This window comes from Crenobacter oryzisoli (assembly GCF_030385785.1).
GTDB classification, from domain to species: domain Bacteria; phylum Pseudomonadota; class Gammaproteobacteria; order Burkholderiales; family Chromobacteriaceae; genus Crenobacter_A; species Crenobacter_A oryzisoli.
In genome coordinates, this window is the sequence record NZ_JAUEDK010000016.1 from 15,201 (window position 1) to 28,812 (window position 13,612).

A 13,612-nucleotide genomic window follows, 5' to 3' on the forward strand; every position below is an offset into this window, starting at 1 on the left:
CTTCTCGGACAAGGGGGCCAAAAAAACGGATAACGATTGCCAAGTAGTCGGATAGCTCACGGTTCACTTCCGGTATTCAATCGCCACAGACCTTCGCTCCATCGCGAAGACGTCACAAGGCAGGAGGAGAAACTATCGTGAGCACGACAAAAACCAATATCGAATGGCAGGAGTTCATCGGCGGCTGTCTGGACTTTCGTCCGGCGGAGGGCGTCTATCGCATCGCCCGCGAGATGTTCACCGAGCCTGAACTGTTCGAGCTGGAGATGGAATTCATCTTCGAGAAGAACTGGATCTACGCTTGTCATGACAGCGAGATTCCCAATCCGCACGACTTCATGACCATGCGCGCCGGCCGCATGCCGATGATCATCAGCCGCGATGGTAACGGCGAGCTGAACGCCATGATCAACGCCTGCCAGCACCGAGGTGCCACGCTCACTCGCATGAGCAAGGGCAACCAATCCACCTTCACCTGTCCGTTCCATGCTTGGTGCTACAAGAGCGATGGCCGTCTGGTGAAGGTGAAGGCACCGGGCGAATACTGCGAAGACTTCGACAAGTCCACGCGGGGCCTGAAGAAAGCGCGCATCGCCAGCTACAAGGGCTTCGTGTTCATTAGCCTTGACGTGAACGGCACCGACACACTGGAAGACTACCTGGGCGATGCGCGCGTCTTCTTCGACATGATGGTGGCGCAGTCGCCCACCGGCGAACTGGAAGTGTTACAGGGCAAATCCACCTACACCTTCGACGGCAACTGGAAGCTGCAAAACGAAAACGGGCTGGACGGCTACCACGTGAGCACCGTGCACTACAACTACGTGGCCACGGTGAAGCACCGCCAGGAAGCTAATGTGCAGAAGGGCAGCGCCGGCAGCGGCACGCTCGACTACAGCAAGCTCGGCGCCGGCGATGCCGAAACCGACGACGGCTGGTTCTCGTTCAAGAACGGCCACAGTGTGCTGTTCAGCGACATGCCCAACCCGGCGGTACGCCCCGGCTACGCCAGCGTGATGCCGCGCCTGGTGGAAGAGCATGGTCCGGCCAAGGCCGAGTGGATGATGCACCGGCTGCGCAACCTTAACATCTACCCGAGCCTGTTCTTCATGGACCAGATCAGCTCGCAGCTGCGCATCGTGCGCCCGGTGGCCTGGAACAAGACCGAGATCATCAGCCAGTGCATCGGTGTGAAGGGCGAATCAGACCAGGACCGCGAAAACCGTATCCGCCAGTTCGAGGACTTCTTCAACGTGTCCGGCATGGGCACGCCAGACGACTTGGTGGAATTCCGCGAGCAACAGCGCGGTTTCCAGGCGCGACTGGAGCGCTGGAGCGATATTTCACGTGGCTACCACAAGTGGGTGGAAGGCGCGACGCCAAACAGCGAGCTGCTCGGCATCCAGCCGGCGATGACCGGCACCGAGCTGACCCACGAAGGTTTGTACGTCAACCAGCACGGTGCCTGGCGCGATGCGCTGCTCAAGGGCCTGCAACATGCCAACGGCAACAAGGAGGACTGAGCCATGAGCCAGCTGCAACATTCCGTCGAACAGTTTCTCTATCGCAAGGCCGAACTCTGTGATGTGCAGGACTGGGATGCCTACCTCGACCTGTTCGACGAGGATAGCGAATTCCACGTACCGCAATGGGACTCCGAGCATGAGTACACCACCGACCCCAAGCGCGGCATGTCGCTGATCTATTACCGCAACCGCTCGGGCCTGGAGGACCGCGTGTTCCGCCTGCGCACCGGCAAGTCGGCCGCGTCCACGCCGCTGCCGCGCACCATGCACCAGATCAGTAACGTGCGCATTGCGCAGCTAACGGATGGTCAATTGCAGGTCAAGGCCAATTGGGCAACCTTTTACAGTCGTCATGGTGAGTCGGAGCACTTCTATGGTTGGGTCACCTACCATCTGCGCAGCGACAACGACGACTGGAAAATCACCAGGAAGCACGTCCTGCTGTTGAACGACCGCATCAACGCGGTACTGGACTTCTACCATCTGTAAGCGGGAGGCTATCATGAGCCACAAAGTCGCCTTCAGTTTTGCCGATGGCAAGACGCTGTTTTTCGATGTCCGCGCCAACGAGCTGCTGCTCGACGCGGCGCTGCGCAACGGGGTGAAGATCCCGCTCGACTGCCGCGAGGGTGTGTGCGGCACCTGTCAGGGCCGCTGCGAGTCGGGCAGCTACAGCCAGGATTATGTCGACGAGGAAACCCTGTCGGCCGACGACCTGGCTCAGCGCAAGATTCTGTCCTGTCAGACGCGCGTGCAGTCGGATGCCTCGTTCTATTTCGACTTCGATTCGAGCCTGTGCCACGCTGGCGGTACAACCCTGGTGTCGGCCAAGGTCACCGACGTGCAGCAGGTGTCCGAGACCACCGCCATCCTGCATCTGGACGCCAGTTCGAGTGCGAAGCGTCTGGATTTCCTGCCTGGACAGTATGCGCGGCTTCAGGTGCCGGACACCCAGACGTGGCGGTCGTACTCGTTCGCCAATCGACCGAACGACGGCAACCAGCTGCAGTTCCTGATCCGCTTGCTGCCGGATGGCGCGATGAGCAACTACATCCGCGAACGTTGCGAACCTGGTCACACGATCGAATTCGAAGCGCCGCTTGGCGCGTTCTACCTGCGTCAGGTCGAGCGTCCGTTGATAATGGTCGCAGGCGGTACTGGGCTGTCGGCTTTCCTCGGCATGCTCGACGAGTTGGCAGAGCGGGGCGGCTGCGGTCAGCCGGTGCAGTTGTACTACGGCGTGACCAATGTGCGCGATTTGTGCGAACTGGAGCGCCTGGCGGGCTATGCCGAACGGATCGCGGATTTCCGCTACGAGATCGTCGTGATGAACCCAGTGCCGGAGTGGGATGGTAAGACAGGCCTCATTCCCGAGCACTTCGATCGCAGCCTGCTGGAGGCCCAACCCTTCGACATGTACCTGTGCGGACCGCCGCCGATGGTCGAGGCCATCAAGCAATGGTTGGCTGAACAGCGCATCGAAGGCTTTCGCCTGTATTACGAAAAGTTCAGCGACAGCAATACGAGCCGCTGATCCCAGCCATTTCACAGCCCTGTCACGGGCGCGATGGTGTCGCCGACTGGCTTGCCTAGCAAGGCCAGTCGGGTTTTCTATGCTGCCACGGGGGATGAAGATCGCCATGAGTGGACCGATGCAAACACAAGCGGGCAACGATCATCGAGGCATCAGCGCGCAACGCCACGACCTGGACGGTGCGCGCGACTGGATGGCCGCCATCTGCGGCCCGCACGGGCTGGAGGTGCAGTCGCCACAGCAGCTGCAATTTCAGCATTCGGGCAATGTGCTGCGCTCCATGGCGACTACGGTCGGCTACGTCGAATACGGCACCGATGTCACCATCGTGGTGCGCGACGAGGCGCCGCTCAACTGCTACAGCGTCAGCCTGCCGCTGGTCGGCCAGCAGGAGTTGACCGTCCAGGGGCAGCGGCTGTTGTCTGATCAGGACAAGGGGTTGATCCTGTCACCGCTTGACTCACAGGCGCTGACCATCGCCGGCGATTGTCGCAAGATCATCGTCGCCATTCCGCGACCGGCGCTGCGCCAGGTGCTGGAGGGCCTGCTGCAGCGGCCGTTGGATGTGCCATTGGTGTTTCAGCCTGACATGGATGCTGCCACTGGCGATCAGGCGGGCTGGTGGCGCATGGTCAAGTTCCTGCTCGGCGAGCTGGAGCGCACCGGCCATTTGTTCGGCAGCCCGTTCATGGCGAGCGATCTCGAGCATCTCCTGCTCAAGGGGCTGCTGCTCTCCCAGCCGCACAATTACTCGGCCGAGCTCGCCAATATCCTTAGCCCCGCCTATCCGCATTACCTGCTGCGTGCCCGACAATACATTCACGACAATGCCCGCGAGGACCTCTGTCTCGAAGACATCGAACGAGAGGCCGGGGTTACGCGCTTCAAGCTGTTCGAAGCATTCAAGCGTTACTTCGGGTTGTCGCCGATGGCCTATCTGAAGAAATACCGGCTCGAAGCGGTAAGGCGCGAGCTGTTGGCCGACCAATCGGAGCGCAATATTTCCACTATCGCAATGAGCTGGGGGTTCACCCACCTGGGGCGCTTCTCGTCGGACTACAAAAAACTGTTCGACGAGATGCCATCACAGACCCTGAGCCGCGTCGCCCGGCGTTAGAGCCGCTAACAAAACCCCTTGGCGTTGTTGTGCTGCCTTGCCGTACTACTTGTACTGCCTGCGGCAGCACGCCTAGCCAAGGCCGCTTCACTGAGTTTTGTTAGCGACTCTTAGTGCTCTGAGCCTGTCCAAACGGTTGATGCCTCCATCCGGGCGGTCACCGGCGATTTCGCGTTGCCGGTGTGGCCGGGATTGAGGTGGCGTTGCACACCTACACCAACAGTGTCAGCGTGTCGAACAGCTGCTGATCCTCCTTCTTCGCCGAGCGTGCATGGCGGCGAATCACCTGCAGCAGACAATCGATAAAACACTGTGCCGCGCTACTGAGCGTGCTGTTGCGACGCGAGACGATGCTCAACTGGCGCGGCGTGAAGGCTTCGGCCAAGGTCACGGTCTGCAGGCGGCTGAGAAAGGCCGGCGCCATGCTCAGAATGGCCGGGGCCCATGTGCACATCTCGGCCCGCTCGATCAGGATCTCCAGCATCGCCAGTGAATGTGCCCGTACGATACGCCGCTCCTCGATACGGGCACCATGTCGCCAGAACAGCTCGTGCATCAGGGCATCGTGGCCATCCGGCGCATAGTTCAAGGCCCAGTTCTGGTCGAGCAGGTCATGGATAGAACGACAGTCCTGGCGTGCATGGCCGCGCCGCATCATCACCGCAGTCTGGTAGTCGAACAGTGCTTCGCTGGTGAACTCCGCCGAGGTTGGCGAGGGCTGTAACTGCCCGATGGCAAAGTCCATGCTGCCATCTCGGAGCAGGGGTTGCGCCACGGCCATCAGGCTTTCGAACAACTCCAGCTGCACTTCAGGCATACGCTGGCGAAACAGCAGCACCACCTCGGGCAGGAAGGTCAGCATGATCCACGGCGTCACGCCGACGCTGAGGCGGCCTGCGCTTTGCCCCTTCAAACGAGCCAATTCACCTTGTGCCTGTTCGAGCTGGTTGAGCACCAGCCGTGCGTGCAGTAGCAGTGCCTTGCCGTACTCGGTGAAGCTCAGCCCGCTGGGCGCACGGATCAATAGGGGTACTTGCTGCTCAAGTTCCAGTTCGCGTAGCGCCCGGGTCACCGCTGCCTGCGAAATCCCGAGCATGCGGGCTGCGCCTCGTATGCTGCCCGACTCGGCGCTCGCCACCAGTGCCTGCAATTGGTGCAATTTCATCGTTAACCCACCCGACAACTAATGGTTGTCATCATAACGAAACAGCGTCTTCCTGGCCCATAGCCTGCTCACTAAGATCAACCGAAATACCCGCTGCCGGCCCACACAGGAAGCGGTAATCATCGACTGATTTTCGTAAGGATTTCCCATGAACGCCGATTTTGTCTTGCCCGGCATCTCGCTTATCGAAGAAGAGATGATCGCACTACGCCGACGCATCCATGCCCATCCCGAACTCGGTTACCAGGAAACGGTTACCAGCGAGCTGGTGTCGGAATGCCTGAACGCCTGGGGCTATCAGGTCACCCGCGGCCTGGGCGGGACCGGCGTCGTCGGGACGCTGAAAAATGGCGACGGCCCGGCGCTGGGCCTGCGCGCCGACATGGACGCGCTGCCGATTCAGGAAGAAACCGGGCTGCCGCATGCCAGCCATATCGCGGGAGTCATGCACGCCTGTGGTCACGATGGTCATACCGCAATGTTGCTCGCGGCGGCCCGCCACCTGGCCGATACCCGCCATTTCCACGGCACGCTGCATGTGATTTTCCAGCCTGCCGAAGAAGGGCTGGGTGGGGCGCGCAAAATGCTCGAAGACGGCTTGCTGGAGCGTTTCCCGTGCGATGCCATCTTCGCCATGCACAACCTGCCGGGCTACCCGGCCGGCAGTTTCGGCTTTATCAGCGGCCCGTGCATGGCTTCGGCCGACACCGTCACCATCCGCGTGCTGGGCAACGGCGGGCACGGCGCCATGCCACACAAGGCTGTCGATCCTATCGTGGTCGCGTCGTCGATTGTGGTGGCACTGCAAAGCATCGTGGCGCGCAATGTCGATCCGCAGGAAGTCGCCGTCATTACGGTCGGCTCCCTGCATGCTGGGTCGGTCGACAACGTGATCCCCTCGACCGCTGAAATGGTCTTGAGCGTGCGCGCGATGACGCCCGCGACACGCGACTTGCTGGAACAGCGGATCACCGAGCTGGTACACGCCCAGGCAGCGAGCTTCGGCGCCCGCGTCGAAATCGACTATCACCGCCTGTATCCCCCGTTGATCAATCATCCCGCCGAGACGGAGCTGGCCCGTCAGGTGGCGCTCGACTGGGTCGGCGCAGAGGGCATCAACGACATGCGGCCGATCACGGCCAGCGAGGATTTCGCCTTCATGCTGGAGCAATGCCCCGGCAGCTATCTGACGATCGGCAATGGCGACGGGGAGGGGGGCTGCATGGTGCACAACCCAGGCTACGATTTCAACGACCGTTGTCTCGCGGTCGGGGCGAGCTACTGGGTCAAGCTGACCGAGCGATTTTTGGCACAGGAGCGCAGTCACGCGAACGTGCAATAAGCAGCGAGAACATCAACGTCGCCCGTGACGAAATGATCAATCGCCCATCAAAGCAAAGAGGAGAGAACGTGATGCACAAGAAAATGATGAGCCTGGCACTGGCATTGCTGACCGCATCGGGCCTGGTCGCCGCCGCAGACTGGTCGGGCAAGGTGATACGCCTTGGTATCGACCCGACCTACCCGCCGTTTGAATACAAGACCCCGGACGGCAAGTTTGCCGGCTTCGGCGTCGATATTGCCGAGGCGCTCTGCCAGCAGATGCATGCCAGGTGCGTGTGGGTGGAAAATAGCTGGGACGGCATGATCCCCGCGTTGCAGGCCAAGAAGATCGACGCGATCGCCTCTTCGATGCTGATCACGCCAAAGCGGCTGGAGCAGATCGCATTCAGCAACAAGATTTCCAACTCGCCATCCCGCCTGGTGACCAAGCGCGGCGTCACTCTGCAGCCCACGGTGGCCTCGCTGAAGGGCAAACGCATCGGCGTGGAACAAGGCTCGACCCAGGAAGCCTACGCCAAAGCAATGTGGGCGCCGGCCGGTATCGATGTCGTCTCCTACCAAAATCAGGACCTGGTCTACAACGACCTCGTGTCGGGGCGGCTGGATGCCTCGCTGCAATCCACCATCCAGGCCGATGGCGGCTTTCTGAAGAAACCCATTGGCAAGGGCTTCGCCTTCGTCGGAGCGGCTCTCGATGATCCAAAGTTCTTTGGCGTCGGCGACGGCATTGGTCTGCGCAAGGAGGATGTTGCCCTGCGCGAAGACATCAACAAAGCAATCGCCACCATCCGTGCCAATGGCACTTACAAGCGGATCAACAACAAGTACTTCGACTTCGATATCTACGGCAGCAAGTAAGCGAATAGAGCAGAGGGTCACCTGCACTGGCGAGCAGCCTGGGCAGAGAGGATCGGCTATTCAGATTTGCTCAATCAGAGGTTGATTCAAAGCCCGGTAAATACCGGGCTTTTTCTTTTTGTCATCCCATTTCGATACCTGTTGGGAAGGGCTCGGGCCGTTGAAACGTGGATGAGTCGCAGAATTGCCGGAAACGAGTCATTTTTGTCTATACAAGACAACGTGGACAAGACGTTCGTTAACCTTCTGTGAGGGTGCCTAGGCGCGCATCCGTGGGTTGCGATGTGAGATCCGCCCTTTGTAATCATTGCCGAATGTCATTTTATTTATAATAATAAATGCATTTATCATCAAATGAAGTTGATTTATGCACTGATTTCAAAGAAATTTCAGCTGCTACGTCTAGGGCGATGTTCGATATCTTTCCAAATGCCATGCGGGACTCCTGACGTTGCAACGCAGCAGAAAAACGCATTGCAGTTTTCTGGATCTTGCCGTACTTTGTCTATACAACAAAACGGTCATCCATGTCATGGCCACTACGATTGAGATCCAGCCGCAAGGCAGTGATGGCTCCTGAGGGAGTCCATGCTTTTTGACGGCCTCAAGGTACGTGCCACTCAGTGTATCCAAAGGAGAACTTATGAAGAAGCTTGCCATTTCGGCCGCGATTGCTCTGGTTTCAACTGGTGTGTTTGCCAAAGACTTCTCTGTCATCCGTTTCGGAACCGACCCGACTTATGCGCCGTTTGAGTCGAAGGCTCCAGACGGCAAGCTGGTCGGCTTCGACATTGATCTCGGCAATGCGATCTGCGCCAAGCTTCATGCGAAGTGTGTCTGGGTGGAAACGGCCTTTGATGGCATGATCCCGGCGCTTAAAGCCAAGAAGTTCGATGGTGTGCTGTCCTCGATGAACATCACCGAGAAGCGCGAGAAGGAAATCGCTTTTTCCGACAAGCTATACAACGCCCCGAGCCGTTTGGTGGTCAAGAAGGGGACCAATCTGCTGCCGACCGTTGCTTCGCTCAAAGGAAAACGCGTTGGTGTTGCGCAGGGCACGATTCATGAGTACTACGCCCGGGCCCATTGGGAACCGAATGGCGTGACCATTGTGACGTATCCTAACCAGGATCAGGTGTATCTGGACCTGCAGTCCGGCCGCTTGGACGGCAGCTTGCAGCACGCAATAGAGGCCGACGTGGGTTTCTTGAAAACCGCGCGCGGTCATGACTTTACCTTCTCCGGGCCTGCACTGAACGACCCGAAAACCCTGGGTACCGGTTCAGCCGTCGGCCTGCGCAAGGAAGACAACGAATTGCGCGAGGCCATCAACAAGGCGATTGATGGCATCATCAAGGACGGCACCTACAAAAAGATCGAGCAGAAGTATTTCGCCTTCGATATGTACAACTAATCGCCGACAGTCAAACTGTTGGTGACGTCAATTGCTATTGGCCGATGACATCGTCGGCCAATAGTCTTCTTTCTTCTCATCGGCTTTGGCCTGGCCGTTTAGGTCAAGTATCTTCCCCGACGACACCCGTTCAGCGATTGCAGTCCCTCGCTGTCACCGGGCTGCGCTATTCCAGTGAATCTCCCCGCATGCTATAGACACGCACAGAATCCCTTCATGGGGCGCAGTGCCCGTCTAGCGGATTGCTATTGAGCGGGCCTTTTCTCTTCGAGCTGGGACGGCTCTGAACAGGTCCAATGTTGTTTCTACGAAGGAGCATGCATGGAAACAAGATGGCTGGAAGACTTTCTGGTCTTGGCGGAAACGGGCAGCTTTACCCGCTCCGCGCAAGCCCGCCATCTGACTCAGCCCGCATTTTCACGTCGAATCAAGGCCTTGGAAAGTTGGGTGGGTACAGAGTTGATCGACCGCACCGCTTACCCAACAACGCTGACCCCGGCGGGGGCCGTGTTTCGTGAGCAGGCAATCGTGATGCTCAACCAGATTCAAGCGACGCGTGCCTTGTTGCAAGGGATGAAACCGCTTCCGGAAGAGACGCTGGAGTTTGCCGTGCCGCACACGCTGTCGTTCTCGTTCTTTCCGAAGTGGCTCACTGAGCTGGAGGAATCGTTCGGCCCGCTGGCATGCCGGCTGCAGGCGAGTAATGTGCATGATGCACTGCTGGCCTTGGTGGAGGGCGGCACAGAGCTCTTGATGTGCTATCACCACCCTAAGAAGCCGATCGAGCTGGAAGAAAGTCGCTATGAGGGGCTACGGCTGGGTGTCGAACGACTCCGCCCCTACAGCCGCTGCAACCGTGAGCGTCAGCCCCGTTTTACCCTGCCGGGCAGCCAGGCGCAGCCCGTGCCTTTTCTCGGTTACGCCGCGAACGCTTACTTCAGACTGATGACTGAGCTGATTCTCGACAATGCCCCAGAGCCTTGTCACCTAAAGCTGCGCTACGAAACCGACATGGCAGAAGGCCTGAAAAACATGGTGCTGGAGGGGCATGGCGTCGCCTTTCTGCCGCAAAGCGCAGTATCGCGCGAGGTACGCAACGGGCAATTGGCGCCAGCAGCGGACGCCCGCTGGGGAGTCGACATGGAAATCCGTCTCTATCGCAGCCGCAAGCCAAGCCGCCCGGCAGTCGAGGAGTTTTGGACCTTCCTGAAGAGCCGATACTCGCCGATATGAGGCGGGTTAGGCCGGGCATGTCCAGCCGGCAGGCTGCGCTGGCCCGGCAAGATTATGCAAAAAATGCATGACCCAATTGACATTCAGAATTGGTCAGAGACGTTCCAGCGCCCCTACAGTGCAGCTCAATCAGGACCCCTTCTGAAAAGGCGAATACGTAATGAGCACTCGAATTGAGCACGACTTGCTGGGCGACCGTGATGTACCGGCCGAAGTCTATTGGGGCGTGCACACGCTGCGCGCGATCGAGAATTTCCCGATCACCGGACAGGCCATCTCCAGTTACACCGAGTTGATCAATGCGCTGGCTGCGATCAAGCAGGCCGCGGCCCTTTCCAACAACGCCCTGGGGCTGCTGGACGACCGTCGCACTCAGGCGATCGTTGCCGCTTGCGAAGAGCTCCGCGCAGGGAAGCTCCACGAGCAATTCGTGGTCGACGTGATCCAGGGGGGCGCCGGCACTTCGACCAATATGAATGCCAACGAGGTGATCGCCAACCGCGCGCTCGAGCTGCTGGGCCACAACAAGGGCGAATACCAGCACCTGCACCCGAACGAGCACGTCAACATGGGCCAGTCCACCAATGACGTCTATCCGACAGCGCTGCGAATCGCAACCTGGAGCGGCGCACAGCAGTTGCTGCAGGCGATGAGTGTCTTGCGTCAGGCATTTGCCGATAAGGCCGAAGAGTTCAAGGACATCCTCAAGATGGGGCGTACCCAGCTTCAGGATGCAGTGCCAATGACGCTCGGCCAGGAGTTCATGACCTATGCCGTGATGATGGGGGAGGATGAGCTGCGGCTGAACGAGGCGAGTGCGCTGATGCTGGAGATCAACCTGGGCGCTACCGCCATCGGCACCGGCATCAATGCGCATCCGGACTATGCTCCGCTGGTGTGCAAGCAGCTTTCGGCCATTACCGGTATTGATCTGATCACTGCGCCGAACCTGATCGAAGCGACCCAGGATTGCGGTGCCTTCGTGCAGCTGTCCGGTGTGCTCAAACGCGTTGCGGTCAAGCTGTCCAAGACGTGTAACGACCTGCGCTTGCTCTCCAGCGGCCCTCGCGCCGGGTTTGGCGAGATCAACCTGCCGGCACGCCAGGCTGGTTCGTCGATCATGCCGGGCAAGGTCAACCCGGTGATCCCGGAAGTGGTGACCCAGGTTGCATACGAGGTGATTGGCAACGATCTGACGGTGACGATGGCTGCCGAAGCCGGTCAACTGCAGCTGAACGCGTTCGAGCCGGTGATCGCCTACAGCCTGTACCGCAGCGTGCGGCACCTGATCAATGCCTGCCACACGCTGACCGAGCACTGCGTAAAGGGGATTACCGCCAACCGCGACCATCTTCGCGCTTTGGTCGCAAACTCGATCGGTCTGGTCACCGCCCTCAACCCGTACATCGGTTATGCGGCGGCTACCGATGTCGCTGCTGAGGCCCACGCTACCGGCGGCGGTGTTTACGACATCGTTCTGGCGCGAGGCTTGCTCACCCGGGAGCAGCTGGACGCTGTGCTCAAGCCGGAGGCACTGACCCAGCCGCGCTTGGAGCCGCTGGTGGCATCGGCGAACGATAAAGCGTAAGCGTACCAAAGGGCCGGTTCGAGGCCGGGAAGACGCTAGCTAAGCAATGAGCCTCGCAATGAGGCTCATTGCATTTCAGTGGACGGTTCACCTCTCGATTGCTGCGGCAACTTGCCCATATCCAGGCCGTCGGCTCATCAAAGTGGCTGTCGCCATCGAAATGGCACGTGTTCCCAGCGATTTAGAACAGTGCCTTTGCCCGACCGACCCGTTGTCGGGGCGCGGCTACATGGTCAACGACGCGATGACGGAACACCGCATCAAGTAGGCGTTACTTCTTCAGGTAAAACGTTGGGTAGCGGGCAAGCGGCGACATGGCCATACCGTCGGTTAGATTGGTCGTTTCCCTATCAGGTCGCCGATGTTGATTTCCCATCAGACAAGCACATGGCGTGTCTCCGAAAAAAACTGGTGGATCTGCTGCTCTATTCTCGGATCGATCATCACCTCGGGTCGCTTGCCATTCGGGCAGGCCAGCCGTGGCGTCGTTCCGAACAGGCGGCAGATCAGCGGGCGTTCTGCGTAGACTTGACACCCCTTGGCGCCGAGATGCGGGCAGCTCAGATTGGCCAGAGCCGCTTCATGCTCCTCCTCGCTCTTGACCGGTAGCCTCGCCATCTCCTCGGTGGAGGTGGTCACCGGCCCACAGCAGTCGTGACAGCCGGGTTGGCATTCGAACGATGGAATGCGTTCTCGGAAGAACCGGATTTTTTGACTGGTTGGCGTCATTGCTTGTCTTCCTCAATGTGAGTGCCCCTTCATGTTTACTGACACTCGAACATCTCGGTAGATGAGTCAGGAGCCAATGGGGGTTCAGCGAGGCTGGTTCAGTCGATATTGATTGAGTGATCAATGGTAGATGACTATTATATGGCCTGAGCGCTTGCTCATTTTAACTACAGGACAGTTACGCAATGGCAACAGGTACCGTGAAGTGGTTCAACGATGCAAAAGGTTTTGGCTTCATCACCCCGGATGACGGCGGCGAAGACCTGTTCGCGCACTTCTCCGCTATCAACTCTAGTGGTTTCAAGTCGCTGCAGGAAGGCCAGAAGGTGAGCTTCGACGTGACCACCGGTCCGAAAGGCAAACAAGCCTCGAACATTCAGGTCCTGTAATCAAGACCGAGTGGATCTTAAAAAACCCGGCGAGTGCCGGGTTTTTGTTTCCCTGCTATGTTCGAGCTTAGGCCGAGGCACTGGACTGTCCCTAGAGCCGTAGACACACCCGACCCTCACGCAGAGGCTCGCTCAAAGGCTCGCTCAAAGGCCTCGGGACTGACGCCGCCCAGGTGACTGCTTCTCGTCTTGGCCAAGTTTGCCCTTGCCGACTAGTTGTGTGATCTCAATCTGTACGCCAACGATCGACTTCAGCAAGGTATCAATGTAGTCCCTCGGCGCGTCGGTCATTTTCCAGGGCACTGGCTGCGATGCCTCTTGAGTTCTGGTCAGGTGGGCAACGATGCCACGCAAGAAGTGCTCGTCTTCATAAAAGCAAATATGCCCATGGGCATGGACGACCATGTAGTTTCAGGTCGGTGCCTGTCGATGCGTCTCATGCTTGCTTGGATACCAGCTTGGGGAGATATAGGCATCTCCCGCCCGGAATACCACAAGCACCACGTCATCGTTCGAAACGTCCTGTCATATGGGGTTGGCGCGTGCAACATGAGCGCGTAGCACGCCTAACTCACCTTCATTTGCCACAAGCTCGAACGGAAGATGATTGGCATCCAAGCCATTCTTCCCGCTCCTTCGGGGAGGAGTGGACATAAAAAAAGAGGCTCGGTCGTGGACCGTGCCTCCTTTAACTTGTCCGAAACTTTCAATAACT

General features: G+C 58.8%; 13 protein-coding genes and 1 pseudogene. 11 read left to right on the forward strand and 3 right to left on the reverse strand.

Annotation, left to right across the window (positions count from 1 at the left end; genetic code table 11):
* Positions 1-137 precede the first annotated feature (137 nt).
* From antA to QU481_RS10490, 4 genes are all read left to right on the forward strand, one after another.
* Positions 138-1,523: an anthranilate 1,2-dioxygenase large subunit gene (gene antA / locus QU481_RS10475; protein WP_289829922.1), complete on the forward strand. Its 1,386-nt coding sequence runs from the start codon at positions 138-140 to the stop codon at positions 1,521-1,523.
* A gap of 3 nt (positions 1,524-1,526) precedes the next feature.
* Entirely contained in the window at positions 1,527-2,015 is a 489-nt protein-coding gene (gene antB / locus QU481_RS10480; RefSeq protein WP_289829924.1) for an anthranilate 1,2-dioxygenase small subunit, read from the forward strand.
* 13 nt (positions 2,016-2,028) lie between these two features.
* Entirely contained in the window at positions 2,029-3,060 is a 1,032-nt protein-coding gene (gene antC, locus QU481_RS10485) for an anthranilate 1,2-dioxygenase electron transfer component AntC (RefSeq protein WP_289829925.1), read from the forward strand.
* 118 nt (positions 3,061-3,178) lie between these two features.
* Positions 3,179-4,177 carry an AraC family transcriptional regulator gene (locus QU481_RS10490; RefSeq protein ID WP_289829926.1) on the forward strand — a complete coding sequence of 333 codons (999 nt, stop codon included), beginning with the start codon at positions 3,179-3,181 and terminating at the stop codon, positions 4,175-4,177.
* A gap of 211 nt (positions 4,178-4,388) precedes the next feature.
* On the opposite strand, the gene QU481_RS10495 is transcribed toward QU481_RS10490, so the two are convergent.
* Positions 4,389-5,342 (reverse strand): LysR substrate-binding domain-containing protein, encoded by a 954-nt coding sequence (locus QU481_RS10495; RefSeq protein WP_289829927.1) that lies wholly within the window; start codon positions 5,340-5,342, stop codon positions 4,389-4,391.
* Between the two features lie 148 nt (positions 5,343-5,490).
* On the opposite strand from QU481_RS10495, the gene QU481_RS10500 reads away from it, so the two are divergent.
* The 6 genes from QU481_RS10500 to QU481_RS10525 all read left to right on the forward strand — a co-directional run bounded on the left by QU481_RS10500 (position 5,491) and on the right by QU481_RS10525 (position 12,047).
* A complete protein-coding gene (locus tag QU481_RS10500) occupies positions 5,491-6,684 on the forward strand; it encodes a M20 aminoacylase family protein (protein WP_289829928.1) in 1,194 nt (397 codons plus the stop codon).
* A gap of 71 nt (positions 6,685-6,755) precedes the next feature.
* Positions 6,756-7,544, forward strand: a complete 789-nt coding sequence (locus tag QU481_RS10505) for an ABC transporter substrate-binding protein (RefSeq protein ID WP_289829929.1) — start codon at positions 6,756-6,758, stop codon at positions 7,542-7,544.
* 643 nt (positions 7,545-8,187) lie between these two features.
* Entirely contained in the window at positions 8,188-8,958 is a 771-nt protein-coding gene (locus QU481_RS10510) for an ABC transporter substrate-binding protein (RefSeq protein ID WP_289829930.1), read from the forward strand.
* A gap of 321 nt (positions 8,959-9,279) precedes the next feature.
* Positions 9,280-10,191, forward strand: coding sequence for a LysR substrate-binding domain-containing protein (locus tag QU481_RS10515; RefSeq protein WP_289829931.1), 912 nt, complete (start codon positions 9,280-9,282; stop codon positions 10,189-10,191).
* Positions 10,192-10,351: 160 nt separating this feature from the next.
* Positions 10,352-11,779: an aspartate ammonia-lyase gene (gene aspA / locus QU481_RS10520; protein WP_289829932.1), complete on the forward strand. Its 1,428-nt coding sequence runs from the start codon at positions 10,352-10,354 to the stop codon at positions 11,777-11,779.
* A 58-nt stretch (positions 11,780-11,837) separates the two neighbouring features.
* Complete coding sequence (locus tag QU481_RS10525) at positions 11,838-12,047, forward strand: hypothetical protein (protein ID WP_289829933.1); 210 nt, start codon at positions 11,838-11,840, stop codon at positions 12,045-12,047.
* A 107-nt stretch (positions 12,048-12,154) separates the two neighbouring features.
* Here QU481_RS10525 and QU481_RS10530 read toward each other — a convergent pair whose 3' ends face one another.
* Positions 12,155-12,508 (reverse strand): YkgJ family cysteine cluster protein, encoded by a 354-nt coding sequence (locus QU481_RS10530; protein ID WP_289829934.1) that lies wholly within the window; start codon positions 12,506-12,508, stop codon positions 12,155-12,157.
* A 185-nt stretch (positions 12,509-12,693) separates the two neighbouring features.
* On the opposite strand from QU481_RS10530, the gene QU481_RS10535 reads away from it, so the two are divergent.
* Complete coding sequence (locus QU481_RS10535) at positions 12,694-12,897, forward strand: cold-shock protein (protein ID WP_289829935.1); 204 nt, start codon at positions 12,694-12,696, stop codon at positions 12,895-12,897.
* A gap of 144 nt (positions 12,898-13,041) precedes the next feature.
* Here QU481_RS10535 and QU481_RS10540 read toward each other — a convergent pair.
* A pseudogene (locus QU481_RS10540) lies at positions 13,042-13,551 on the reverse strand (FMN-binding negative transcriptional regulator).
* Positions 13,552-13,612 lie beyond the last annotated feature (61 nt).